The 24,142-nt window shown below is 73.5% G+C and carries 18 protein-coding genes; 12 read left to right on the top strand and 6 right to left on the bottom strand.

Going from position 1 to position 24,142, the window contains the following annotated elements; all coding sequences use genetic code 11:
- Window positions 1–66 precede the first annotated feature (66 nt).
- Together ACFY2B_RS10600 and ACFY2B_RS10595 are read left to right on the top strand one after the other, a co-directional pair.
- A complete protein-coding gene (locus ACFY2B_RS10600) occupies window positions 67–1,194 on the top strand; it encodes an aminopeptidase P family protein (RefSeq protein WP_390762763.1) in 1,128 nt (375 codons plus the stop codon).
- 72 nt (window positions 1,195–1,266) lie between these two features.
- Window positions 1,267–2,223, top strand: a complete 957-nt coding sequence (locus ACFY2B_RS10595) for an aminoglycoside phosphotransferase family protein (RefSeq protein WP_390762762.1) — start codon at window positions 1,267–1,269, stop codon at window positions 2,221–2,223.
- 168 nt (window positions 2,224–2,391) lie between these two features.
- Here ACFY2B_RS10595 and treZ read toward each other — a convergent pair whose 3' ends face one another.
- Window positions 2,392–4,137 carry a malto-oligosyltrehalose trehalohydrolase gene (gene treZ / locus ACFY2B_RS10590; RefSeq protein ID WP_390762761.1) on the bottom strand — a complete coding sequence of 582 codons (1,746 nt, stop codon included), beginning with the start codon at window positions 4,135–4,137 and terminating at the stop codon, window positions 2,392–2,394.
- Window positions 4,138–4,318: 181 nt separating this feature from the next.
- Here treZ and ACFY2B_RS10585 point away from each other — a divergent pair, with 181 nt between their 5' ends.
- Entirely contained in the window at window positions 4,319–4,870 is a 552-nt protein-coding gene (locus ACFY2B_RS10585) for an FHA domain-containing protein (protein ID WP_376522976.1), read from the top strand.
- Between the two features lie 157 nt (window positions 4,871–5,027).
- Here ACFY2B_RS10585 and ACFY2B_RS10580 read toward each other — a convergent pair whose 3' ends face one another.
- Together ACFY2B_RS10580 and lpdA are read right to left on the bottom strand one after the other, a co-directional pair.
- Window positions 5,028–6,278: a M14 family zinc carboxypeptidase gene (locus ACFY2B_RS10580; RefSeq protein WP_390762760.1), complete on the bottom strand. Its 1,251-nt coding sequence runs from the start codon at window positions 6,276–6,278 to the stop codon at window positions 5,028–5,030.
- Between the two features lie 290 nt (window positions 6,279–6,568).
- On the bottom strand, window positions 6,569–8,005 hold the full coding sequence (gene lpdA, locus ACFY2B_RS10575; protein ID WP_390762759.1) for a dihydrolipoyl dehydrogenase: 1,437 nt from the start codon (window positions 8,003–8,005) through the stop codon (window positions 6,569–6,571).
- Window positions 8,006–8,104: 99 nt separating this feature from the next.
- On the opposite strand from lpdA, the gene ACFY2B_RS10570 reads away from it, so the two are divergent.
- The gene (locus ACFY2B_RS10570; RefSeq protein ID WP_390762758.1) at window positions 8,105–9,088 is read left to right on the top strand and encodes a LysR substrate-binding domain-containing protein; all 984 of its coding nucleotides are present in this window, start codon (window positions 8,105–8,107) and stop codon (window positions 9,086–9,088) included.
- Between the two features lie 325 nt (window positions 9,089–9,413).
- On the opposite strand, the gene treY is transcribed toward ACFY2B_RS10570, so the two are convergent.
- Together treY and glgX are read right to left on the bottom strand one after the other, a co-directional pair.
- Window positions 9,414–11,822, bottom strand: a complete 2,409-nt coding sequence (gene treY, locus ACFY2B_RS10565) for a malto-oligosyltrehalose synthase (protein WP_390762757.1) — start codon at window positions 11,820–11,822, stop codon at window positions 9,414–9,416.
- A 112-nt stretch (window positions 11,823–11,934) separates the two neighbouring features.
- Complete coding sequence (gene glgX, locus ACFY2B_RS10560; RefSeq protein ID WP_390762756.1) at window positions 11,935–14,043, bottom strand: glycogen debranching protein GlgX; 2,109 nt, start codon at window positions 14,041–14,043, stop codon at window positions 11,935–11,937.
- Window positions 14,044–14,239: 196 nt separating this feature from the next.
- Here glgX and ACFY2B_RS10555 point away from each other — a divergent pair, with 196 nt between their 5' ends.
- The 4 genes from ACFY2B_RS10555 to ACFY2B_RS10540 all read left to right on the top strand — a co-directional run bounded on the left by ACFY2B_RS10555 (window position 14,240) and on the right by ACFY2B_RS10540 (window position 18,660).
- Window positions 14,240–15,055, top strand: a complete 816-nt coding sequence (locus ACFY2B_RS10555) for a Tat pathway signal sequence domain protein (protein WP_390762755.1) — start codon at window positions 14,240–14,242, stop codon at window positions 15,053–15,055.
- A 105-nt stretch (window positions 15,056–15,160) separates the two neighbouring features.
- Window positions 15,161–16,480: a copper amine oxidase gene (locus tag ACFY2B_RS10550; RefSeq protein WP_390762754.1), complete on the top strand. Its 1,320-nt coding sequence runs from the start codon at window positions 15,161–15,163 to the stop codon at window positions 16,478–16,480.
- Window positions 16,481–16,552: 72 nt separating this feature from the next.
- On the top strand, window positions 16,553–17,824 hold the full coding sequence (locus tag ACFY2B_RS10545) for an SAV2148 family HEPN domain-containing protein (RefSeq protein ID WP_390762753.1): 1,272 nt from the start codon (window positions 16,553–16,555) through the stop codon (window positions 17,822–17,824).
- 113 nt (window positions 17,825–17,937) lie between these two features.
- On the top strand, window positions 17,938–18,660 hold the full coding sequence (locus ACFY2B_RS10540; protein ID WP_390762752.1) for a 3'-5' exonuclease: 723 nt from the start codon (window positions 17,938–17,940) through the stop codon (window positions 18,658–18,660).
- Between the two features lie 16 nt (window positions 18,661–18,676).
- Here the strand turns inward: ACFY2B_RS10540 and ACFY2B_RS10535 are convergent, their stop codons facing one another.
- The gene (locus tag ACFY2B_RS10535; RefSeq protein WP_390762751.1) at window positions 18,677–19,540 is read right to left on the bottom strand and encodes a phosphotransferase enzyme family protein; all 864 of its coding nucleotides are present in this window, start codon (window positions 19,538–19,540) and stop codon (window positions 18,677–18,679) included.
- Between the two features lie 246 nt (window positions 19,541–19,786).
- On the opposite strand from ACFY2B_RS10535, the gene mgt reads away from it, so the two are divergent.
- The 4 genes from mgt to ACFY2B_RS10515 all read left to right on the top strand — a co-directional run bounded on the left by mgt (window position 19,787) and on the right by ACFY2B_RS10515 (window position 24,005).
- Window positions 19,787–20,998 (top strand): macrolide-inactivating glycosyltransferase, encoded by a 1,212-nt coding sequence (gene mgt / locus ACFY2B_RS10530; protein ID WP_390762750.1) that lies wholly within the window; start codon window positions 19,787–19,789, stop codon window positions 20,996–20,998.
- Between the two features lie 575 nt (window positions 20,999–21,573).
- Window positions 21,574–22,329: an SDR family NAD(P)-dependent oxidoreductase gene (locus ACFY2B_RS10525; protein ID WP_390762749.1), complete on the top strand. Its 756-nt coding sequence runs from the start codon at window positions 21,574–21,576 to the stop codon at window positions 22,327–22,329.
- Window positions 22,330–22,433: 104 nt separating this feature from the next.
- Window positions 22,434–23,306: an ABC transporter substrate-binding protein gene (locus ACFY2B_RS10520; protein WP_390762748.1), complete on the top strand. Its 873-nt coding sequence runs from the start codon at window positions 22,434–22,436 to the stop codon at window positions 23,304–23,306.
- Window positions 23,307–23,456: 150 nt separating this feature from the next.
- The gene (locus ACFY2B_RS10515; protein WP_390762747.1) at window positions 23,457–24,005 is read left to right on the top strand and encodes a DUF1697 domain-containing protein; all 549 of its coding nucleotides are present in this window, start codon (window positions 23,457–23,459) and stop codon (window positions 24,003–24,005) included.
- Window positions 24,006–24,142 lie beyond the last annotated feature (137 nt).

Below are 24,142 nucleotides of genomic sequence, written 5' to 3'. Positions count from 1 at the left end.
CCGCGTCCGGGCAGGATGCTTCCGTGGTTCCCTGCCCTGCCCCCGCACGCGTCCCAGGAGGCCCGGATGTCCGGTAGCGCCCCCGCTCAGTTCACCGCCGACGACTACCGGGCCCGTATGGAGCGCGCGGCGCGCTCCGCCGCCGACGCGGGGCTCGCGGGGCTGCTGGTCGCCCCGGGACCCGACCTGGTCTGGCTCACCGGCTACGCACCCACCGCCGCCACCGAGCGGCTCACCCTGCTGGTACTGGCCCCCGGCCGGGATCCGGTGCTCGTCGTGCCCACCCTGGAGGCCCCGGACGCGGAGAAGGCGGCCGGCGCACCCGCCCTGACGCTGCGCGACTGGACCGACGGCACGGACCCCTACACGGTGACCCGGACCCTGCTCGCCCCGGACGGCCGGTTCGGCATCAGCGACAACGCCTGGGCGATGCACCTGCTCGGCCTCCAGAAGACGCTGCCCGACACCTCCTACGCCTCCCTCACCGACGCCCTGCCGATGCTCCGCGCGGTCAAGGACGCCGCTGAACTGGAACTGCTGGCCGCCGCGGGGGCCGCCGCCGACGCGGCGTTCGAGGAGATCCGGAAGGCCACCTTCGCCGGGCGCCGCGAGACGGACCTGGGCCGCGACCTGGCCGGCCTGCTGCGGCGGTTCGGGCACGCGCAGGTCGACTTCACCATCGTCGGCTCCGGGCCGAACGGCGCCAACCCGCACCACGAGGTCGGCGACCGCGTCATCCGCCGCGGCGACATGGTCGTCCTGGACTTCGGCGGCCTGAAGGACGGCTACGGCTCCGACACCACCCGCACGGTCCACGTGGGCGAGCCCACCGACGAGGAGCGCAGGGTCCACGACATCGTGCGCGCCGCCCAGGAGGCGGGCTTCCGCGCGGTCCGGCCCGGGGCCGCCTGCCAGGAGGTGGACCGTGCGGCCCGTGCGGTGATCGAGGACGCCGGGTACGGCGAGTACTTCATCCACCGCACCGGTCACGGCATCGGCGTCACCACGCACGAGCCGCCGTACATGATCGAGGGCGAGGAGCGGCCCCTCGTGCCCGGCATGTGCTTCTCCGTGGAGCCCGGCATCTACCTGCCCGGCCGGTTCGGGGTGCGCATCGAGGACATCGTGACCGTGACCGAGGACGGCGGCCGCCGGCTCAACGACACCACCCGGGAGATGGTCATAGTGGAGTGAGGGCGCCGTCCCGCGCCGCCCCCCGAGCAGGAGACCCCACTCGACGACATCCCGGACGACAACGGCCCGACCATGACCCAGGCACCGCCCCCTTCCACGGACACCGTCCGCCGGCTGATCCGTGCCATCGTCAAGGAGAACGCGTACGGCGCGTCCGGACCCGACGTGCGGCCGGTCGCGGAGGGCGGCGAGCACGCCACGTGGTGGGTCGGCGGCACCTACGTGCTGCGCCTCGCCCTCGACCGGGACGCCACCGTCCGCCAGCGGCGCGAGCTGCGCCTGCGCGACCTCGTACGCCCGTATCTGCCGGTGGGCGTCCCGGTCAGCGTCGCGCACGGCGAGTGGGCGCCGGGGCTGTCCTACACCCTCGACACCAGGCTGCCCGGCGGCTCCGGGGAGGAGAACGACGTGTCCGCCGTCGGCGAGGCCGACCTGGCCGGGCTGCTCACGGGCCTGCGCGAGGTGCCCGTACGACAGGCCGGCAGCCTGGGCGTGCCACGGGCCGCCCCGCGCTCCCTGGAGGCGCTGCGCCGGATGGCGGTGCCCGCCGCCGAACGCCTCGGTGCCGCCGACGAGTTCGACCCCGTCCTGCTGCGGCAGCTCACCCGGACCGGCGCGGCACAGCTCACCGCGCAAACCGGCATCGCCGTCCTGGTCCACCACGACCTCAAGGGCGAGCACCTGATGGTCAGCCCCGACGGGCGGGTGCGCGGTGTCCTCGACTGGACCGACGCGGCCGTCGGCGATCCCGCCGAGGACATTGCCGGGCTCGCGCTCGCCGTCGGCTCCGGCGCGGCCGTGCGCGCCGCCACCCTCGCCGACTACGGTCCCCGGCCCTGTCTGCGCGGCCTGTGGCTCGCCCGCTGCGACACCGTCCTGCGGCTCGCGGACCGCCTCGCGGGCCATGACGTGGGTCCGCTGCCGCTCCTGCGGAGCCAACTGCGCCGGGCCTGGGAGGCGATCCTGCTGGAGCGGGTGACCGAACTCAGGGACGAATTGCCGGACGAATCGCCGGACGACAGGGAGTAGCCGACCGGGGCCGCCCCCATGGCCCGGTGCCGACGTACGGCGAGCGGATCCCGGGGCCGAGCCCACTGTGGGCGGGTCCGGCGGTGGGCGGGTTCGGTGGCAGGCGGATGGGACAGTGGGCGCCGCCGGCGGCGGGTGCGTCCGCCCGCGCCTGTCGGCCCGCGCGCGTCAGCCCTGATGCAGGACGACGCAGGACTCCCCGGGAAGGTGCAGCACTCCGTCCGGGCCCGGCGTCCCGACCGGTTCCCACGCGGCGAGCACCCCGGCCCGGCCGGTGCCCAGCGCAATCGCCGCGGGCTCGGGGCCGAGGTTCACGGCGACCCGGACGTCCCCGCGGCGGAAGGCCAGCCAGCGTGCCTCCTCGTCGCAGGCCACCTTGGTGTCGGCGAGGTCGGGATCGGTGAGGTCCGGCTGCTCCCGGCGCAGCGCGACGAGCCGGCGGTACCAGGCCAGTACGCGCGCGTGGGGCTCGCGCTCCGGCTCCGACCAGTCCAGGCAGGAACGGTCGCGGGTCGCCGGGTCCTGTGGGTCCGGCACGTCCTCCTCGGCCCAGCCGTGCGCCGCGAACTCCCGCCGCCTGCCCCGCCGTACGGCCTCCGCCAGCTCCGGGTCGGTGTGGTCGGTGAAGAACTGCCACGGTGTGCCCGCCGCCCACTCCTCGCCCATGAACAGCATCGGCGTGAACGGCACGGTCAGCGTGAGCGTCGCCGCGCAGGCCAGCAGGCCCGGGGAGAGCGTGGCGGCCAGCCGGTCGCCCAGGGCCCGGTTGCCGATCTGGTCGTGGGTCTGGGCGTAGCCGAGCAGCCGGTGCCCGGCGACGCGGGCGCGGTCCAGCGGCCGGCCGTGCCGCCGGCCCCGGAAGCTCGAATACGTACCGTCGTGGAAGAAACCGCCGGTCAGCGTCTTGGCGACGGCGGTGAGCGGAGCCCGCGCGAAATCGGCGTAGTAACCCTGGGACTCGCCGGTCAGGGCGGTGTGCAGGGCGTGGTGGAAGTCGTCGTTCCACTGTGCGTGCACCCCGAGGCCGCCTTCCGCGCGCGGAGTGATGATCCGCGGGTCGTTGAGGTCGGACTCGGCGATCAGGAACAGCGGTCGGCCGAGTTCGGCGGCGAGACCGTCCACGGCCGCCGACAGCTCCTCCAGGAAGTGCACCGCGCGCGTGTCCCGCAGCGCGTGCACCGCGTCCAGCCGCAGCCCGTCGATCCGGTAGTCGCGCAGCCAGGCCAGCGCGCTGCCCACCAGATACGCGCGCACCTCGTCGGAGCCGGGCGCGTCCAGGTTCACGGCCGCGCCCCAAGGGGTGTGATGGGTCTCGGTGAAGTACGGGCCGAACGCGGGCAGATGGTTGCCGGAGGGGCCCAGATGGTTGTGCACGACGTCCAGGACCACGCCGAGCCCGAGTCCGTGCGCCCGGTCGACGAACCGCTTCAGCGCCTCCGGACCGCCGTACGGTTCGTGCACCGCCCACAGCGACACGCCCTCGTAACCCCAGCCGTGCCGCCCCGGGAACGGGCACAGCGGCATCAACTCCACATGCGTCACGCCCAGCTGCACCAGGTGGTCCAGCCGATCGGCCGCCGCGTCCAGCGTGCCCTCGGGGGTGTACGTGCCCACGTGCAGCTCGTACAGCACGGCGCCCGGCAGCGAGCGCCCCGCCCACCGCGCACGCCACGCGTGCCGCCCGTGGTCGACCACGGCGCTCGGCCCGTCCGGTCCGTCCGGCTGGCGGCGCGACCGGGGATCGGGCAGCACCGGGCCGTCGTCCAGCGCGAACCCGTACCGTGCGCCGTCACCCGCCTCCGCCTGCCCCGACCACCACCCCGCCCGCTCCGGATCGCGTTCCAACGCGCGCGTGGCGCCCTCGCAATGGAGCGTCACCCGGCCTGCCTGCGGTGCCCACACCTCGAACTGCACGGACGGTTCCCCTTCGTCTGCTCACCGTGATGTAGTCCGTCCATCGTGCCGTGAGCGGCATCGATCCGCTTTCGAATCCTGGCTTCCGGCATGTCGCCGGAAGTACGCGCGCGTGGCGGCCCTTTCCGCGCCGCCGGGGCCTGCTGGACACCCCCGGTCGCGCTGGCCGACAATCACCAGCGTGACGTCGTCCTTCGAGCACCACACTCATCCCGCGCGGTTGTCCGACGCCGAGCGCGAGAAGGCGCTGAAGGTGCTCCGCGACGGCGTCGCCCTGGGCCGGCTGTCGCACGACACGTTCGTGCACCGCATGGAACTCGTGCTCGCCGCCCGCCGGCCCGACGAACTCGCCGCGCTCACCGCCGACCTGCCGGGGGAGGGCAGCCTCGCGCGCACCGTCCTGCGCGCCGTGGAAGCGGTCTCCGGGTTCACCGTACGGCTGCGCAGGGCCTGGCAGGCCGAACGGCTGCCCAAGCTGCAACTGCCGCACCCGGCGGCCGTCCACCCGCTGCGCATCGGCCGCGACCCCGCCAACGGCCTGCGGCTGACCCACGAGACGGTCTCCCGTGTGCACGCCGAACTCACCCGGCAGGGCGGCATGTGGGTCCTCAGGGACCTCGGTTCGACCAACGGCACGGTCGTGAACGGGCGTCGGGTGATCGGCGCCGCCGTCGTCCGCGCGGGCGACCAGGTCGCCTTCGGCCGGGTGGCCTTCCGGCTCGCGGCGGCGTGAGCGCGAGCGGGATCCTGGCCGTACCCATATCTGTGCCTGTGCCTGTGCCTGTGCCCGTGCCGATTCCGGTTCTGGTTCCGGTTGCCGTGCCCGTGCGCCGGGAGCGCCGGGCGCCGTGCGGGGACGCCACGGTGGCCGGCGCGCTCACGCGGTCGGCTCACATGGTCGTCTCGCGTGCGTGCAGGGCCGCCGCCAGCACCGTGCGCGCCTGGTGTTCGACCTGGTGCTCCAGGGGGACCCACCGCGCGCGGAAACGTTTCGCGAAGGCTTCGCACCACCCGGCCACGAGCCGTTCGAGCCCGGGCGCGGCACGGTCGTCGGTGGCCCGTAGCACCCGCAGCAGCATCGCCGCCGCCCGCAGCGGAAGCCGCCGTCCGAACGCGTCCACGCTGCCGACGTAGGCCATCGTCGTGTCGACGGGCGGCGAGTGGATCCAGTCCGCGGCCAGCCCCGGGATCAGCTCCAGCGCCCAGCCGGCGGCCCGCAGCAGCGGATCCTCGGTGCCCTCCAGCCGGGGCAGCGCCTCCGCCAGCACCTGCTCCACCTGCGCCGCGTCCCGCCGCAGCCGGTGCGCCAGCCGGCGCATCGCGGCCGCCGGAGCGGGATGCGGCGCCGGATCGTCCACCAGGTCGCTCGCCCACATCGGCACCTCGATGACGGCCGTCAGACCGCCGTACCGGTGCGTGTGGTACCAGGTACTGCGCCGCGCGTCGTCCGGCATGCTCGGGTAGGCGACACCGGATTCCGGTCCCGGCATCACCCGGACCCCGGGTCCGGAGGTGGGCCATCCGGCGGCGTCCGACGCGCCGGTCTCCACCGGGATGTGCAACTCGGCCGCGGACTTGGCGAACGGCTCGGCGAGTCCCGGCACGTCCTTGGTCAACTGCACCCAGCTGCCGCCCAGATCGGTTCCGTGCAGCGTCACCTGGAGGTAGGGCCGCAGTTCGTCGATCACACCGGTCAGGGCCAGCGTCTCGGGCGGCAGCCGGTCCGGCGGCAGCACGGACGGCGACCACTCCGGCTGCTCCGGCCCGGCCGGGCGGTAGAAGCCGAGGTGGTAGTCGAGCAGGCTGCGCGGCGCCGGAGTCACATGCAGGCTCGCCCCGTCCGGGTCCGCGCACAGCAGGAAGTGCCAGGCCACTCCGGACCTCAACTCCCGTTCGTGCAGGACCCGTTCGGCCACGGCGAGGAGCGTGGACCCGCCGGTCGGTTCGTTCGCGTGGGCGCCCGCCACCACCAGGACGGCCTGCCGGGCACGTCCCACCGAGAGCAGGTGCAGAGGTCTGCCCGCGCTGGACACACCCACTTGACGCAGTCCGCACAGGCTTGGGCGCTCCCTCGCCAACACCGTCGCGGCCGCTATGAGTTCGGGAACGCTTGGGTAATGCAGCTCCGGCAGCAGACTCACCCCCGACTTGTCCGCCTGACTTCGCCACCCCCAGTGCCGCACGGCAGGGGGGAACTGTCAAGGATGACACGGGGGAGGCGCCAGGGGGCGCCCGGACGCACTCCCGGCCGAACGGCGCGGCGGGCCGATACCGACCGGGCGCGGGAACCGATGGTGGCCGAGCGCGGGAAAGGGCGGGGGCCGGGCGCGGGGCACGGTGGTGGCCGGGCGTGGGAGTGGTGGGCGGCGAGGTGTGGGGGCGGTGGTGGCCGGGCGCGGGGGACGGGTGGTGCGGTCGGCGGGGCCGCCGGTCACCGTTGCTGGTGCAGGGCGCGCCCGGCGAGCGTCAGGAACACCTCGCCGACCGCCTCCGAGAGGGTCGGGTGCGGGTGCACATGCCGGGCCACGTCGGACGGCTGGGCGTCCCAACCGACCACGAGCTGGCCCTCGGCGATCATCTCGGACACGTGCGGGCCCACCAGGTGCACGCCCAGCACCCGTCCGCCGTCCGCCTCGGCGACCACCTTCACCAGACCGCCCCGGCCGTGCACCATGCCCTTGGCGACGGCCGTCAGCGGCATCGTGCCGACCACGACGTCATGCCCACGCGCGCGTGCCTCGGCCTCGGCCAGCCCCACGGACGCGGTCTGCGGGGACGAGTACGTCACCCGGGGTACGGCCGCGTAGTCGACGGGCACGGGCGGCAGCCCCGCCAGGGTCTCCGCCACCAGCAGCCCCTCCGCGAACGACGCGTGGGCCAGCCCCAGGGACGGCGGCGGCAGCAGGTCACCCACGACGTGCACATCCGGCACGGCCGTCTCCAGCCGCTTCCAGTCCGCCGGCGCCACGAAGCCGCGCCCATCCGTCACCAGGCCCGCGGCAGCCAGGTCCAGACCGTCGGTGACCGGGGCCCGGCCGACCGCCACCAGCAGCCGGTCCGCCGCCACGGTGCGGGTCTCGCCGCGCGCGGTGCGGACCCGCGCGCGTACGCCGCGCTCCAGCACCTCCGCGTCCAGCAGCCGCGCTCCCGCCAGCACGTCGATGCCGCGTCGGCGCAGTCCGCGGGTCAGGTGGCGGCTCACGTCGGTGTCCTCCAGCGGCACGATCCGCTCGGCGGCCTCCACCAGGGTGACCTCGGCGCCCATGGACCGGTGGAACGAGGCGTACTCCACGCCGATCGCGCCGCCGCCCAGCACCAGGACGGAGGCTGGCAGGCCCGCCGCGAACAGCGCGTCGTCGCTGGTGACCACGTACTCTCCGTCCGGTGCGAGCCCCGGGAGGGTACGCGGCCGTGAGCCGGTCGCCAGCACGATCCCGCGCCGCGCGGTGAAGTCGAGCACGCCGGGGCCCGGCCCGGAGTCCTCGCCCACGCCCTCGACACGGACCGTGCGCGGACCCGTCAGCCGTCCGCTGCCGTGCACGACCCGCACGCCCGCCTGCGCGAGATGCGCCGTCACGCCTTGGTGGTTGCGCGTCACGATGTCGTCGCGCGTCGCGACCAGGGCGGGCCAGTCGACGCCGTCCAGCGCGGCCCGCACGCCCCAGCGCTCGCGGGCCTCGGCGATGCCGTCCACGAGTTCGGCGGCGTGCAGCATCGCCTTGCTCGGGACGCAGCCACGGTGCAGACAGGTCCCGCCGACCTTGTCGCGCTCGACGAGCACCACCTGAAGACCCAGGGAAGCGGCGCGCAGGGCGGTGCTGTACCCGCCGGTGCCGCCGCCGACGACGATGACGTCCGGTGTGTTCATGTTCTCCACCCTCGGCCCACCCCTTGCCATGAGTCCAAGGCAATGTTCTTGTGGAACCGATGCAGAATATTCATGGGAGGGCCGGGGGATGAACCCGCGATGAGTCTGCGGCAGATGGAGTACTTCCTCACGGTCGTCGAAGAGGCGTCCTTCACGCGTGCGGCCGAGGCGCTGCACGTCACCCAGTCCGCGCTCTCGCACCAGATCAAGGCCCTGGAGCGGGCGGTCGGCGGCCAGCTCCTGGAGCGTCTGCCGCGCGGAGCGCGCCTCACCCCGATGGGCCGTGCCTTCCGGCCGCACGCCGAACTCGCCGTCCGCAGTGCCACTCAGGCCGGTCGCGCGGCCCGCGCGGCGGCCGGTGCCGAGGGCGGCGAACTCCATGTAGCCGCCCTCCACTCCATCGCCGTGGGCGCCCTGCCCGACGTCTTCGCCCGCTGGTACGCGACCCATCCCCGGGTGCTGCTGCACCTCCACGAGTACGCCACCGCCGGGGCCCTGGAGGACGCGGTGGAGCGCGGCGTGGCGGACCTCGCCGTCGGTCCCGTGCCGGCCGGCCGCGACGGGACCGTCGTCCCGGTCGGCGAGGAGGAGATCGTCCTCGTCGTCCCGTTCGACGACCGGCTCGCGGGCCGTACGACGGTGACACTGCCGGAACTCGCCGACCACGCCTGGATCCGCTGCGCCATGGAACCGGTGGTGCACGGCGAGCGCTTCCTCGACTGGGCGTGCGCGAGTGCCGGGTTCAGACCGGTCACCGCCGTGTGGACCGAGCACACGTCCACGGCCGTACGCATGGCCGCGGCCGGGGTCGGGGTGTGCGCGGCGCCGTCCCACATCGTGCACGCAGCGGTCGGCGAGGACTGCGTCGTCCTCACGCCCGACCCGCCCTGGCGGCGGCCCCTCGCCGTCCACGCCCGCTTGCCGCTCACCGGCGCCGCCGCGGCCTTCACCGACCTGCTGCGCACGGCCTGGCCGCCCCCGCGGCCCACCGCGCCCCTTCCGGTACGGTCCCCGACACCGGGTGCGCCACGTGGCGAGGGGGCGCGGGCGGGGGCGAGCCGAGTACGTCCGGCCGGCGGCTGATTTTCTGACCACCTGTCTGGCTGGCTGTCTGTCTGACCGCCTGTCTGGCTGCCTGGCGTCTGGCCGTCTGGCCGCCTGCACGGCGGTCAGCCGCTTGAGGACAGCGGTCGGCCGTCGGGAGACGGAGATCGGCCGTGGGGGGACGGAGATCGGCTGTGGGGGGACGGAGATCGGCTGTGGGGGGACGGAGATCGGCCGACGGCGCGGGGTGCGGTCGGCCCGGCGCCACCGGGTGGCCGCCCAGCCGGCTGCCCTCTCCTCGGCCGGCCCGGCCGGCCCGCTCAGCCGGTCCCCGCGGTCGCCTCAGCCGGTCCCCGCCGCACCCTCACCCGGTTTCAGTGGTCCGCTCCAGCAGCACCACCGGCCTCGGCTCGAACAGGTCGGCCACGCGCGCGTGGCCGTCGAACTCCCGCCCCGGGGCCAGTACGTCCGCCCAGCGCCCGGGCGGAAGCGCCAGCCGCGTGTCCCGCCAGCCGCCCGCCTCCGCCAGCCGCAGCGACAGCCGCGTCACCGCGGTGACGACCGCGCCGGAACGCGCGAAGGCCACACAGTGCGCCGCGGCGGGACCCCGCGCGGACAGCGGCGCGTACGTCGCCGTGTCCCCGAAGACCTCCGGCCGGCGCGCGCGCAGCCGCAGCGCCGCCGCCGTCACGGCGGTCTTCTCCCCGGACCGCCCCGGCTCCAGGGCCTCTCCGGCCTCGCCGTCCGCCCCGGTCGGGAACCGCACCGGCCGCCGGTTGTCCGGGTCCACCAGCGCCCGGTACTCGTCCTCCGTGCCCTGGTACAGATCCGGCACCCCGGGCATCGTCAGATGGACCAGGGCGGTGCCCAGGACATTGGCCTGTACGTGCGCCGCCAGCGCGTCGCGGAGGGCGGCCACCCGCCCGCCCGGCGGCCCGCACGGACCGGCCGCGACGAACGCCGCCAGCGCCTCCTCGTAGGCCGGATCCCGCTCCGTCCAACTCGTGTACAAGCCCGCCTCGCGCGCGTGCTTCAGCAGGGCCTGCCCGATCCGCTCCGGGTCCGCCGGGCCGAGCCCGAAGACCGTCTGCCAGGCGGCCCAGGCGAGCTGCGCGTCAGGTCCGGCCGCGCCGTTGCGGCTCACCTCGGCGAGGACGTCGGCCCACCGTCCCGGGCACTCGGTCAGCACGGCCAGCGCCGCGCGGACATCGGCGCTGCGCTTGGTGTCGTGCGTGGAGACCACGGTCCCGGTGGCCGGCCAGTCGCGCTGCACGCGCGCGCAGTACGCGTGGAAGCCGGCCGGGGACACCGCCGGCCGGCCGGGCTCGCCGCCGACCTCGGTGGCCGACAGCAGCGGCACGTACCGGTAGAACGCGGTGTCCTCCACGGACTTGGCGCGCAGCGCCGACGCGGTCTGCGCGAACCGCGCCCGGAACTCCGCGCCGCCCGGCCCCACGCCCGGCGCCCCGTCACCGTCCGGTCCCAGCAGCAGGCCGAGCACGACATCGACGGCCTCGCCCTCCTCGGGCACCACGAAGGCGTGCCGGGCCTGGCCGGCGGCCTCCTCGGTGATCACGCGCGCCGCGTCCCCGGGGGAGTACGGCCGGTACACCCGCAGCCGGACCAGCAGCTCCCGCAGCGCGGTGCGCAGCGCCCAGGGCGCGCGGTCGCGCAGAGCGGGGTCCGGGGACGCGGCGCACAGCCGGCCCACCACCCGGGTCAGCCGGTCCGTCTCGGCGGCCAGCTCGTGCGTGAGCACCTTGTAGGCGGCCCGCCGCACCGTCGCGTCCCAGTCGCCGCCCCGGTCGGTCTGCGGCGCCGCGAACCGCCGGTAGTGGCCGAGCAGTTCACCGGACCCGGCCGGGTCCGTGAACAGCCCGTCGACGTGCCGCAGGGCGTCGTAGCCGGTGGTGCCGGCCACCGGCCAGGAGGCGGGCAGGCGCTCCCCGTCGGCCAGGATCTTCTCGACGACGGTCCAGCGTCCGCCGCCCGCCTCGTGCAGCCGCCGCAGATAGCCCCCGGGGTCGGCCAGGCCGTCGGGGTGGTCGACGCGCAGCCCGTCGACCACGCCCTCGCGCAGCAACTGGAGGATCTTGGCGTGCGTGGCCTCGAACACCTCCGGGTCCTCCACCCGTACGCCGATGAGTTCGGAGATGCTGAAGAAGCGCCGGTAGTTGAGTTCCGTACGGGCCAGCCGCCACCACACCGGGCGGTACCACTGCGCGTCGAGCAGCCGGGTCAGCGGCAGTTTCCCGGTGCCCTCGCGCAGCGGGAAGGCGTGGTCGTGGTAGCGCAGTACGTCGCCGTCGACCACCAGGTGCGCGCTCTCCGCGCCGAGCGGGCCCCCGAGGACCGGCAGCAGCAGTTGGCCGCCCTGTGCCTCCCAGTCGATGTCGAACCAGCGCGCGTACGGCGACGCGGGACCCTCCCGCAGGACCTCCCACAGGGCCCGGTTGTGGCGCGGGGCCATCGCCATGTGGTTGGGCACGATGTCCACGACGAGGCCGAGACCGTGCTCCCGCGCGGTGCGCGCCAGCGCCCGCAGGCCCTCCTCGCCGCCCAGCTCGTCCCGTACGCGCGCGTGGTCGACGACGTCGTAGCCGTGCGGGGAGCCCGGCACCGCCTCCAGGACGGGGGACAGATGCAGGTGCGACACGCCGAGCGAGGCCAGGTGGGGCACGGCGGCGGCGGCCGCGGCGAACGGGAACCCGGGCTGCATCTGAAGCCGGTAGGTGGCCGTGGGCACCGCCGGACCGGATCGCTCAGCTGTCATGCAGACCTACGTACCCATCCCGCCGCCTTCCGTGTCACCGGGCCGCGCAGGTGCCCACGCGCGCGTGACGCGTACGGCCACGCGCGCGGGGCGGACGGCGGCCCCACCCGCCCTACGCGGGGCGTTGCAGCACCGCGAGGCTCCGGTCCAGGAGGGTCAGGCGGTCGCCGGCCGTCACCCGCGGGCCCGGGTCCGGCGGTACGCCCCGGGCGCGGGAGGTGTCCACGGCGATCCGCCACTGCCGCCCGTGGCCGACCGGCACGACGAAGTCCAGGGTTCCCGGTGAGGCGTTGAACATCAGCAGGAAGGAGTCGTCGACGACGCGTTCCCCGCGCGGGCCCGGCTCGGAGATCGCGCTGCCGTTGAGGAAAACCGTCAGGGCCGAGGCCCGCGCCGTCTCCCAGTCCCGCTGGGTCATCTCCCGGCCCTCCGGAGTGAACCAGGCGATGTCGGACAGCTCGTCACGGGTGCCCTCCACCGGCCGGCCGTGGAAGAAGCGCCGCCTGCGCAGGACCGGGTGGTCCTTGCGCAGCCACACCATCGTCCGGACGAATTCCAGCAGCTCGTGGCGGTCCTTTGGCCACCGCACCCAGGACAGCTCGTTGTCCTGGCAGTAGGCGTTGTTGTTGCCGCGCTGGGTGCGGGCGAACTCGTCGCCGTGGCTGAGCATCGGCACGCCCTGGGACAGCATCAGGGTGGCGGCGAAGTTCCGCATCTGGCGGGCGCGCAGCTCCAGGACGGCCGGGTCGTCGCTGGCGCCCTCCACCCCGCAGTTCCAGGACCGGTTGTGGCTCTCGCCGTCCCGGTTGTCCTCGCCGTTGGCCTCGTTGTGCTTGGCGTCGTACGACACCAGGTCGTGCAGCGTGAACCCGTCGTGGCAGGTGACGAAGTTGATCGAGGCCAGCGGGCGGCGCCCGTCGTCCTGGTAGAGGTCCGACGAGCCGGTCAGCCGGGAGGCGAACTCGGCGAGCGCGCGCGGCTCGCCCCGCCACAGGTCCCGCACCGTGTCGCGGTACTTGCCGTTCCACTCGGTCCACAGCGGCGGGAAGTTGCCCACCTGGTAGCCGCCCTCGCCCACGTCCCACGGTTCGGCGATCAGTTTCACCTGGGAGACCACCGGGTCCTGCTGGACCAGGTCGAAGAACGACGACAGCCGGTCGACCTCGTGGAACTGCCGCGCGAGCGTGGCCGCGAGGTCGAAGCGGAAGCCGTCCACATGCATGTCGAGGACCCAGTACCGCAGCGAGTCCATGATCATTTGCAGGACGTGCGGGGACCGCATGAGCAGCGAGTTCCCGGTGCCGGTGGTGTCCGTGTAGTGGCGCGGGTCGTCCGCGAGACGGTAGTAGCCCGGATTGTCGATGCCCCGGAACGACAGCGTCGGACCCAGGTGGTTGCCCTCGGCGGTGTGGTTGTAGACCACGTCGAGGACGACCTCGATCCCGGCCTCGTGCAGTGCCCGGACCGCCGACTTGAACTCCAGGACCTGCTGGCCCCGGTCGCCCCAGGAGGCGTAGGCGTTGTGCGGGGCGAAGAAGCCGATCGTGTTGTAGCCCCAGTAGTTGCTCAGGCCCAGGTCGGCCAGCCGGTGGTCGTTCACGAACTGGTGCACCGGCATCAGCTCCAGGGCCGTCACCCCGAGCCCCGTCAGATGCTCGATCACCGCCGGATGCGCGAGCCCCGCGTAGGTGCCGCGCAGTTCCTCGGGCAGCCCCGGGTGCCGCATGGTCAGGCCCTTCACATGGGCCTCGTAGATCACCGTGTGGTGGTACTCGGTGCGCGGCCTGCGGTCGTCGCCCCAGTCGAAGTACGGGTTGATCACGACGGACGTCATGGTGTGCGGCGCCGAGTCCAGGTCGTTGCGCTTCTCCGGCGCGCCGAAGTGGTAGCCGTAGACCTCCTCGCCCCAGTCGACCGAGCCGCTGACCGCCTTCGCGTACGGGTCGAGGAGCAGCTTCGCCGCATTGCAGCGCAGTCCGCGCCCGGGATCGTACGGGCCGTGCACCCGGAACCCGTACCGCTGTCCCGGCATGACACCGGGCAGGTACGCGTGCCGCACGAAGGCGTCGCTCTCGCGCAGTTCCACCGCCGTCTCCGAGCCGTCGTCGTGCAGCAGACACAGCTCCACTCGGTCCGCGGCCTCGGTGAAGACCGCGAAATTGGTCCCGGCGCCGTCATAGGTGGCACCGAGCGGATATGCCTCTCCAGGCCAGACCTGCATGGACACGACTCTTCCAGGTGTGCCGCGCCCCGGGGAGCGCCGCGGCCCCGAGTCCCGCCGGAAAGTGACGGAACCTCCTGCGACTTACTGCCCTCTTACCGGGCGACCAGTGCATGCGGCGCCGCATGGGACGCCGTGTGCCGAACCAGTGGGGCAGACACGTACTCCCGGGACACAGGGGGAGTAGGGGGAAAATGTGCGCGACATAGTGCACCGCCATCTGGGCAAGGTGGTGGCCGGTGCGGCCATCGCGGTGGCGGGAACCGCCGTGATGGCCGCGATCACCCTGCCGGGCACGGCGGGGGCCGACGACACGGGAGGCGGCGCGGCGGGCGGCAGTGCCGCGGGGCAGGCGGTACCGGGAGGGGACACCGCGGCCGCGCCGGGCGTGGTCGAACAGGCGCCCGAGGAAGGCGCGCGGGGCACGGGGACCGACCCGCTCACCGACGACGAGACCGACCGGGCGGCCAGGATCGCCGACAACCCGCAGCTGCGGGAATCCAGCAAGGACGTCGAGGGCGGACGCGGCCCGCAGCAGCTCACCGTCGACCTCGCCGAGCCGGACGCCGGCGAGGTCGACGACCCGGCGGCGCCGCGCCGCGCGGACGTGAGTTTCTACGACTACCGCAACGACACCCTCGTCACCAGGACCGTCGACCTGGCCGCCGGGAAGGTCGTGCGGACCGGCGTCCAGCACGGCGTCCAGCCGCCGCTGAGCCACGCCGAGTACACCGAGGCGGCCCGGCTCCTGATCGACGACCGGCTGGGCGCGGGCCTGCGCGCCGACTACCGGGACGCCACCGGCCGGGACCTGACCTCCCCGGACCAGTTGCTGCTCAACGGAGCGGTCTACCGGGCCGCGCCGGGCGCCCAGCCCGCGGCCCTGGACAAGTGCGGCGAGCACCGCTGCGTACGGCTGTTCCCGAAGGTCGTGAACGGGCCCTGGATCGACACCCGCTACCTGGTCGTCGATCTCAGCGCGCGCAAGGTCGCCGCGCTGCACCGCGGCTGACCCGCCGTCCGCTTCGCCACCGCGGCTCACCCCGCCCAGAACCGAACTCCGGTACCGCCCGAATCCCGGTGCCGTCCGCACCTCCTGCAAGGGAGTCACTTCCTCATGCCCGTGAACACCATCAGCCGTGCCCGCACCCGGGCGGCCGTCGGCCTGTCCGTGGCGGCGCTGACCGCCGGCGCCACGGCCGGCGCCGGTCCGGCCGCCGCCCAGCCGCGGGCCGCGGCGCCGGCCGCCGCCGAGTGCAGCGCTGCCTACCGCGTCGAGCAGAAACTCGCCGGCGGCACCACCTGGCGGATGTGCTGGCGCTACGACAGCAAGGCTGGGCTCGTCCTGGACGACGTCTCCTACCAGCCCAAGGGCGAGGCCAAGCCGATCAAGGTGCTCAACAGCGCCCGGCTCGGCCAGATCCACGTCCCCTACGACGACGGCAGCGTCGAGTACGACGACCTGACGGGCTTCGGCTTCGCGCAGGGCCTGATGAACCTGGCCCCGGGCGAGTGCCCCGGCGGCACCATCAGGACCGTCAAGGTGCCCGGCGCGTGGGACCCGCAGCACCCGAACGTCAAGGGCCTGTGCACCACCACCCGCTCCCGCGGCCACGCCTACCGGATGCAGGGCGACAGCGCGACCAAGGTCTACCAGGCGCAGGGCCAGGACCTCCTGGTGTACACGGTCAACCAGGTCGGCTGGTACGAGTACATCTCCGAGTGGCGCTTCCAGGACGACGGCACGATCACCATGAACGTCGGCGCGACCGGGAGCCTGTCCTACGAGGACTACGACGCGGGCGACGGCCGCGGCTGGCCCATCGGCAAGGGCGCCAAGGCATACGCCACCAGCCACAGCCACAACGTCTTCTGGCGGCTGGACTTCGGCCTCGACGGCTCGTCCCGGACGAAGGTCGAGCAGTACGACTCGGCCGTCTCCGCGCCCGCCCACGGCCAGGAGGCCCCCACCGCGAAGACCACCCGCACCACGGTCACCAAGGAACTGGCCGGGGACTACCGGGCGTACCGCTGGTGGCGGGTGGTCAGCGCCACCGGCAAGAACAAGGACGGGCACGCCCGTTCGTACGAGATCGTGCCCGGCGCCACCACCAAGTACCCCGGGCGCAGCTTCACCAAGCACGACCTGTACTTCACCGAGTACAACAAGTGCGAGCAGTTCGCCAGCAACAACACCGGCGCCTGCCCCGCCGGGGCGGGCAAGTCGGTCGACAAGTGGGTGAACGGGCAGACCCTCACGCACCCCGTGGCCTGGGTGAACGTCGGCTTCCACCACATCGCCCGGGACGAGGACCAGCAGCCCATGCCGGTCCACTGGCAGGGATTCTCCATCGCGCCCAGGGACGTCACCGCCATGAATCCGCTCACTCCCGACCAGCTCTCCTGGCAGAACGGACACTGGCAGCCGCGCAGTTGAGCAACGACCCTGTGCATCCGGCTGCACCGCCGACCGCTCCCGGAGTACCCTTCCTTGATCGTTGGGACGGGGATGCCCGGGGGAGCGGAAGGCGGTGCACGGGTGGGCTCGGGAGGGCTGGAGCTGCCCCCTGGTGACGAGGGTCACGAGGGGAACTCCACAGACGTCCCGCCCGGCGCGGTGTCCCTCGCCCGGCCGATGGACGCGGTGGGATCCATCGGCCCGGAACTGGACTGGGACACGGACGCCTGGCTGGAGGTGCGCACCCGGGCCCAGCGGGCCGGCCGGGCCTACATCTGGCTGAACCTCGTCGAGCAGCGGCTGCGCGCGGTCGTGGCCGCGGTCCTGCGGCCCGTCTACGAACCCGTCCACGGCGGCGACTGGGTGGTAGCCGCGGCGGGCCCCGCCGGACAGGAGTGGGTGCAGCGCGCCGTCGCCGTACGCGAAGTCAGCCGCCGCAAGGGGTACCTGCTCGATCCGGCCGACGACAACGTGCTCAGCTTCCTCACGCTGCCGCAGCTGCGCGAACTGATGGTGCAGCACTGGCCCTGCTTCGAGCCCTACTTCGACGAGCGCCGGGACGTCGAACTCGCCCTGGACGAGCTGGAGGTCACCCGCAACGTCGTCTCGCGCAACCGCGCCCTGTCCGAGGCCGTCCTGAACCAGGCCGAGCGGGCCTCCGCCCGGCTCCTGGACATCCTGGGCGCAGGCGGTGACGTGCCGTCGGCGCGCCGGCTGCCCGTCGACGCGGTGGAGGACCTGGTCGGCGACCGGTACGCGGACGTGGTCGCCGTGCACCCCGACCGGGTGCGGCTGCTGCGCCAGTTCCCGGCCGAGGACATCTTCGGCGGGGCCCGCCGCCTGGACGCCATCGGCATCGGCCTCAACCTGCTGGTGCAGAACTTCTCCGGGCGGCGCCTGGTGCGCATGGCCGAGTCCGGCGGCCGGGTCCGGCTGCTGTTCCTGAACCCGGCCTCCAGCGCGGTGAAGCGCCGGGAGCGCGAACTCGGGATGAAGCGGGGCGAACTGAGCCGGTCGGTCGAGATGAACATCCTGCACATGCGCCGGGTCCGCTCCCGGCTGCGCGACCCGGGCGCCTTCGAGATCCAGGTGTACGACGAGACGCCGCGCTTCACGGCGTACCTCGTGGACGGTGACGGCACGGACGGCATAGCCGTGGTGCAGTCCTATCTGCGCGGGGCGCGGGGGATGGAGTCTCCGGTGCTGGTGCTGCGGGGCGGCAGCCGTGTGGTCAAGCCGGACGACGTGGCCGAAGCGGGTCTCTTCCCGACCTATCGCGAGGAGTTCGAGCTGGCTTGGGCGGATTCGCGCCCCGTGTCCTGAACCGTGCCCGGCCCGCCCTTCGGCACATGCGGAATGCGGTCCTCGGATTGTCAGTGGGGCGTGCGATGGTGGAGACCACTGGGGGAACGCACCACCAAGAAGGGGGGCCGCCCATGGGCTGGCACCAGGAGCTGCTGATCGGCTTCGACCTGGAGACGACCGGCACGGATCCACGCGAGGCACGCATCGTCACGGGCGCCGTGATCGAGGTCAGGGCCGGCCGGCCCGTGGGGCGCCGGGAGTGGCTGGCCGATCCGGGCGTGGAGATCCCCGCCGACGCGGTGGCGGTGCACGGGATCAGCACGGAACGCGCGACGAGCGAGGGCCGCCCCGCCGACCAGGTGGCGGACGCCATCGCCGGTGTCCTGACCGCCCATTGGACGGCGGGCGTCCCGGTCGTCGCCTACAACGCGGCCTTCGACCTCTCCCTGCTCACCGCCGAACTGCGGCGCCACGGCCTGCCGTCGCTCTCCGACCGGCTCGGCGGCGCCCAGCCGGGCCCGGTCGTCGACCCCTACACCATTGACCGCTGGGTCGACCGCTACCGCCGCGGCAAGCGCAACCTCGAAGCGGTCTGCGCGGAGTACGGCATCGTGCTGGACACCGCCCACGACGCCGCGGCCGACGCGCTGGCCGCGGCGCGGCTGGCCTGCGCGATAGCCGACCGCCACCCGAAGATCGCCGAACTCGGCCCGGCGGACCTGCACCGCCGTCAGATCGAGTGGTATGCGGCCTGGGCGGCGGACTTCCAGAACTTCCTGCGCCGCAAGGGCGACGCCGGCGCGGTGGTAGACGGCACCTGGCCGCTGCGGGAAGCGGCGGACGAACGGGTGTGAACCGGCCGGGCCCGGTTCAGAAGGAGTACCACCGCACCGTCTCGTCCCCGTCCCGCAGCGAGGCCACCCGGCGCCGGAACTCCTCCAGCGCCGCGGGACTGGCCGGGGCGTGCTGGGCGACCCATGCGCAACTCGCCGTCTCCCGGGCGCCGCGCAGCACCGAACAGCCCGCCCAGGCACGCACGTCCCAGCCGTACGTCCCGGTGAAGGCGTCGTAGTCCTCAGCGGGCAGGCCGTAGCGGTCCCGGGAGAGGGCCAGGACCACCAGGTCGTGCTCGCGCAGGTCGGCGGAGAAGGTCTCCAGATCGACCAGGACCGGTCCGTCCGGGCCGATGTGCACATTGCGGGGCAGTGCGTCGCCGTGGATCGGGCCCGGCGGCAGCTCGGGCGTCAGCGCGGCGGCGGCCGCCGCGAATCCGTCGCGTCGCTCGCGCAGATAGGCCGCGTCCGCGGGGTCGATCGCGTCACCCGCGAGCCGCAGCCAGCGCTCCACACCGCCCAGCAGCTCGCGGGGCGGCAGTTCGAACGGAGGGGAGGGCAGAGCATGCACGAGCCGCAGCAACTCGGCCAGGTCCCGCGCCTCGGCCAGGCGTACGGCGGCGGGCAGCCGGTGCCACACGGTGACCGGGTGCCCCGCCACCAGCCGGGCCTCGGGCTCGGCCGCCCGCACCGCCGGGACCCCCGCCTCGGCGAGCCAGCCGGCGATCCGCAGTTCGCGCCGGGCCCGTTCCAGCAGTTCGGCGTCCCGGCCCACCTTGACCACCAGGTCACCGGCGGCGAACACCGCGTTCTCGCCCAGCGCGAGCAGCCGCGCGTCCCGGGCCGGACCCGGCAGCACCCTCGCCGTTTCCAGTACGTCCCGCGCGCGTGCCTCGTCCATCGTCCGCCTCCGTGTCCGTGCCCACGGCGCCGTCCGACCCGCGCCGCCCGCCGGTCAGTCTCGCATCCGCACAGGTCGCAGGGCGTGCCCGGGACCTCCACACGGTGGGCCGGAGGCGGCCGTGTGACCGGACCCGCGCGGCCGGGGGCACACCAGGATCCGCGGGGCCACGGCACCCCGCGGGCGGTGGCGGACCCCCGAAAACCTCATTGCACGATACGTATCGTCTCGTTTAGCGTCGGCGGCATGACCAGTCCCTCGCACATCGCCATGTTCTCCATCGCCGCCCACGGCCATGTGAACCCCAGCCTGGAGGTGATCCGGGAACTCGTCGCGCGGGGGCACCGGGTGACGTACGGGATCCCGCCGGCCTTCGCCGAGAAGGTGGCCGGGACCGGGGCCGTGCCCGTGACCTACATCTCCACGCTGCCCGGCCCGGACGCGGACCCCGAAGCCTGGGGGACCACCCTGCTGGACAACGTGGAGCCGTTCCTGGACGACGCCATCCAGACGCTCCCGCAGCTGATCGAGTCCTACGAGCACGGCGGGCACGGCGTACCGGACCTCGTGCTGCACGACATCGCCTCCTATCCGGCCCGCGTCCTCGCCCACCGGTGGGGCGTGCCCGCGATCTCCCTCTCCCCGAACCTGGTCGCCTGGGACGGCTACGAGGAGGAGGTGGCCGAGCCGCTGTGGGCCGAACCCGGGAAGACCGAGCGCGGCCGGGCCTACTACGCACGCTTCGAGGGCTGGCTCCGGGAGAACGGGATCTCCCAGCACCCCGACCCCTTCGCCGGCCGTCCGCCACGCTCCATCGTCCTGATCCCCAAGGCGCTCCAGCCGCACGCCGACCGGGTCGACGAGCGCGTGTACAGCTTCGTCGGCGCCTGCCAGGGCGACCGCGCCGCGGAAGGCGACTGGCGGCGCCCGGCGGATGCCGAGAAGGTCGTACTGGTGTCGCTCGGATCGGCGTTCACCAAACAGCCCGCGTTCTACCGGGAGTGCGTCGCGGCGTTCGCGGAGCTGCCCGGCTGGCACCTGGTGCTCCAGATCGGCCGGCACGTCGACCCCGCCGAGCTGGGCGACCTACCCTCGAACGTCGAGCTGCGCACCTGGGTTCCGCAACTGGCGATCCTCAAGCAGGCCGACCTGTTCGTCACGCACGCCGGGGCGGGCGGCAGCCAGGAGGGGCTGGCCACGGCCACGCCGATGATCGCCGTACCGCAGGCCGTGGACCAGTTCGGCAACGCCGACATGCTCCAGGGGCTCGGCGTGGCCCGGCGCCTGGACACGGAGAAGGCCGACGCGGCGACCCTGCGGGCGACGGCACTCGCCCTTGTCGACGACCCCGAGGTGGCCCGGCGGCTGAAGCGGATCCAGGCCGAGACGGCCGAGGAGGGCGGTACCCGGCGAGCGGCCGACCTGATCGAAGCGGAACTCCGCGCTCACCGCGGCTGATCCACCGAGGCGGCGAAGGCCCGCCGGCTCCTGCTGGATCCCGGTGCACGGAATGCCGGGTCCACCAGGTGGCGGCCCGGGACGGGGACGGACCGATCAAGCCGTGCACGGGCCCGGTCGGCTACGGCGGTGACGCCGCGCGGGTCCACCTGCTGCTGACCGAGAACCCGGCCCTGCCGTACAGCCAGGCGGCCCTTCTCGTTCCGGCCAAACCTGGGCGGATCGGCGCGGCTCGGCTCACGAAAGGGCGGGGCGATGCGATGCTGCGCCAGTACGTGGGGCAGCGGGTGGACGCGGTGGCCCACGGACGGCTCGACGAGCTGCGCCGGGACGGGCACCGTCAGGGACTGCTTCGCCGCCGCCTGAGCTGTTCGGTGAGATCACTCGCGGCCCGTCGGAGCGGCTGCTCAACTCGCAGTTGCCGCACGAACCGGACTGGACCTGCGGCAGAGCTGCTGCGGGCGACCGTCGACACCGTGCCACGGGGCGATCCGCTCGGCCGACCCCGGCACCGACGGCGCAGGATTCCGGGCGGTCATTCCGACGGCTCGCGATGATGATCAGGAGGTGGGCTCGTGACTGGGGCAGACGGCCGGGTGGCATTGGTGACAGGGGCCAGTAGCGGAATCGGTGCGGCCACCGCCGGTCTCCTTGCCGCGCGAGGGATGCGCGTCGTGGTCAACTACCTGCGCAACACCGAGGCGGCCGACGAGGTCGTGGCCGACATCGAGGCCGCAGGCGGGCAGGCCATGGCCGTGCAGGCCGACGTGCGCGAGGCAGCGGCCGTCGAGAGCATGATCGAACAGGTCCAGGCGGCGTGGGACGGCATCGAGGTGCTCGTGCACAACGCGCTGATCCCGTATGCGGTCAAGTCGTTCCAGGACATGACGTGGGAGGAGCTGGGCGGCAAGATCGACGCCGAGATGCACGCGGCGTTCGCGGTCACCAAGTCCGTCCTGCCCGCCATGAGCGAACAGGGCTGGGGACGCATCGTCTACATCAGCACCGGCCTCAGCCGCCGGCCCCGGGCGGGCATGATCGCGCTGGGCGCGGCCAAGGCCGCCCTGGAGCAGTTCGCCCGTTACCTCGCCCAGGAACTGGGCCCGCAGGGCATCACGGTCAACATCGTCGCAGCCGGCCCGGTGGAGGACACCCGCATGGGGTCCGCGCTCGACGAGAAGATCAAGCAGCGGCAGGTGGCCCTCACCCCTGTGGGCCGCCTGGCACGCCCGGCCGACGTCGCCCAGGCGGTCGCCTTCTACGCCGGCGAGGACAACTCCTTCATGACCGGCACCACAGCCGCGGTCAACGGCGGAATGTCGATGGACTGACAGCCCGGCCCGTATCCGCCGCACCGTCACCTCAGCACCGTACGCCGCGCCGCCCCGCGCCCGTGCAGAACGGCGCGGTGATGACAGGATCGAGGAACAGCTTCATGTACCGGATCGATCTCGCCTACGTCGGGCGGGGCCTGCAAGAGGAACTGGCCGCCTACATCGCCGACCAGCAGGACTACTACGCCGACGAGGGCGTCCACGTCGCACTGCGGGACGGCTGCACCTGGGACATCGAACGGCTGCGCCGCTGCGCCACCATCGGACTTGGCCGGGCACTGCTCTCCCGCCTGACCGACGGCATCCCGTGGGTCGCCCTCAACGTCAACACCCACCACCCGCTGTTCTGGTTCCTCGCCCGCCCCGGCCTGACCTCCCTGACCGACCTGGCCGGCCGACGACTGGCGGTACACGCTCCCCACACCCCACCCGGGTGCTTCGCCCGGATCGTGCTGCGCAAGGCCGGCCTCGACCCCGACCGCGACCTCGACACCGTCGTCCGCCACCCCGGCGACTACGGCATGGACCTGCGCCGACTGCGCGAGGGCAAGATCGACGCCGCCTACGTCGGCAGCACCATGGCGCCCGAGGCGGTCGCCGCCGAGCAGGGCTGGCAGGTGCCGGCCTGGGTCGGCGACCACTTCCAGATCCCCACCGTGGGCGTGGCCGTCGACCCCACCTGCATCGACCCGGACGACCCCGCGGTCCAGGCCGTCGTACGAGCCCACCGGCGCGCCCTACAGGTGATCCACAACGACCCCGACACCACCGTGCGGCACATGCGGACGTTCCTGGGCGGACAGACCGAGGACGAAGTCCGAGCCCACTACGAGACGTTCATCGCGCCCTACTTCACCACCGACGGCCAAGCCGACCTCGCGGTCGGCGACAGCGCGATCATCGAGGTCGCCGCCGAACTCGAAGTCCCCGCCACCGTCACGGCAGCCGAGTTCTACCGCACCACCACAGCCTAGAAGCCCGGCGACGCCGCGCTGCCAAAGCACGGGCAGTACCTCAGGACCACCCACGCAGAGGCATGCCCGGCATCGTCCGCGGCCCCGCGGCGACGGGTCCGGTCGTCGTGCTCGCCCCCACGGGGCACGGTGGCCGCCTATGGTGTGCGGATGACGACCTATGCGGCGCTGCTGCGCGCGGTCAACGTCGGCAGCAGGAAAGTCCCGATGGCCGAGCTGCGCCACCTCCTGGCGGGCCTCGGCTACGACGGCGTACGCACCCATCTGCAGAGCGGCCAAGCGGTGTTCGCGACCGACCACGGCGACGAGGAGTCGCTGGCCGCGGAGATCAGCGCGGTGCTGGAGCGGCGGTTCGGTTTCTCCGTGGACGTGCTCGTGCGCGATCACGGCTACCTTAAGGCGGTCGCCGACGCCTGCCCCTTCCCGGCCGCCGATCTTGAGCCAAGGCAACTCCACGTCACCTACTTCTCCGAGCCCGCCGACCCGGCCCGCTACGCCGACATCGACCTGGCGGCCCACCTCCCGGAGGAGTTCCGCCTCGGCGACCGCGCCCTGTACCTGTACGCCCCCGCCGGCCTCGGCCGCTCCAAGCTGGCCGAGGCCCTGTCCCGGCCGCGCCGGACCAAGGGCTTCGTCGCCACCAGCCGCAACTGGAACACCGTGGTCAAACTCGTGGAGCTGACCACCCCGGCAGCGTGACCTCGCGCGGCCCGAGGCGCGGCGCACGGGAATGGACTTCCCGGGACGGGCCAGGCACGGATGGGCACCGGTGTCGTCGGTGCCGGCGGTGTCATGGATCTCGTCGCGGGGTCCATGGCCCGGAGCCGCGGCCCTGC

It is taken from the genome of Streptomyces sp. NPDC001270 (assembly GCF_042896695.1).
In the GTDB taxonomy this organism is placed as follows: Bacteria; Actinomycetota; Actinomycetes; order Streptomycetales; family Streptomycetaceae; genus Streptomyces.
The sequence above is the reverse complement of the archived record's forward strand: the minus strand, read 5'-3'. Positions and strand labels throughout refer to the sequence as shown.

What these genes read in the sequence shown, in the direction of transcription:
- ACFY2B_RS10600 (WP_390762763.1), top strand. Translation starts at nt 67, where the DNA reads ATGTCCGGTAGCGCCCCCGCTCAGTTCACCGCCGACGACTACCGGGCC.
- ACFY2B_RS10595 (WP_390762762.1), top strand. Translation starts at nt 1,267, where the DNA reads ATGACCCAGGCACCGCCCCCTTCCACGGACACCGTCCGCCGGCTGATC.
- lpdA (WP_390762759.1), bottom strand. Translation starts at nt 8,005, where the DNA reads ATGAACACACCGGACGTCATCGTCGTCGGCGGCGGCACCGGCGGGTAC.
- ACFY2B_RS10570 (WP_390762758.1), top strand. Translation starts at nt 8,105, where the DNA reads ATGAGTCTGCGGCAGATGGAGTACTTCCTCACGGTCGTCGAAGAGGCG.
- treY (WP_390762757.1), bottom strand. Translation starts at nt 11,822, where the DNA reads ATGACAGCTGAGCGATCCGGTCCGGCGGTGCCCACGGCCACCTACCGG.
- glgX (WP_390762756.1), bottom strand. Translation starts at nt 14,043, where the DNA reads ATGCAGGTCTGGCCTGGAGAGGCATATCCGCTCGGTGCCACCTATGAC.
- ACFY2B_RS10550 (WP_390762754.1), top strand. Translation starts at nt 15,161, where the DNA reads ATGCCCGTGAACACCATCAGCCGTGCCCGCACCCGGGCGGCCGTCGGC.
- ACFY2B_RS10545 (WP_390762753.1), top strand. Translation starts at nt 16,553, where the DNA reads ATGCCCGGGGGAGCGGAAGGCGGTGCACGGGTGGGCTCGGGAGGGCTG.
- ACFY2B_RS10540 (WP_390762752.1), top strand. Translation starts at nt 17,938, where the DNA reads ATGGGCTGGCACCAGGAGCTGCTGATCGGCTTCGACCTGGAGACGACC.
- ACFY2B_RS10535 (WP_390762751.1), bottom strand. Translation starts at nt 19,540, where the DNA reads ATGGACGAGGCACGCGCGCGGGACGTACTGGAAACGGCGAGGGTGCTG.
- mgt (WP_390762750.1), top strand. Translation starts at nt 19,787, where the DNA reads ATGACCAGTCCCTCGCACATCGCCATGTTCTCCATCGCCGCCCACGGC.
- ACFY2B_RS10520 (WP_390762748.1), top strand. Translation starts at nt 22,434, where the DNA reads ATGTACCGGATCGATCTCGCCTACGTCGGGCGGGGCCTGCAAGAGGAA.
- ACFY2B_RS10515 (WP_390762747.1), top strand. Translation starts at nt 23,457, where the DNA reads ATGACGACCTATGCGGCGCTGCTGCGCGCGGTCAACGTCGGCAGCAGG.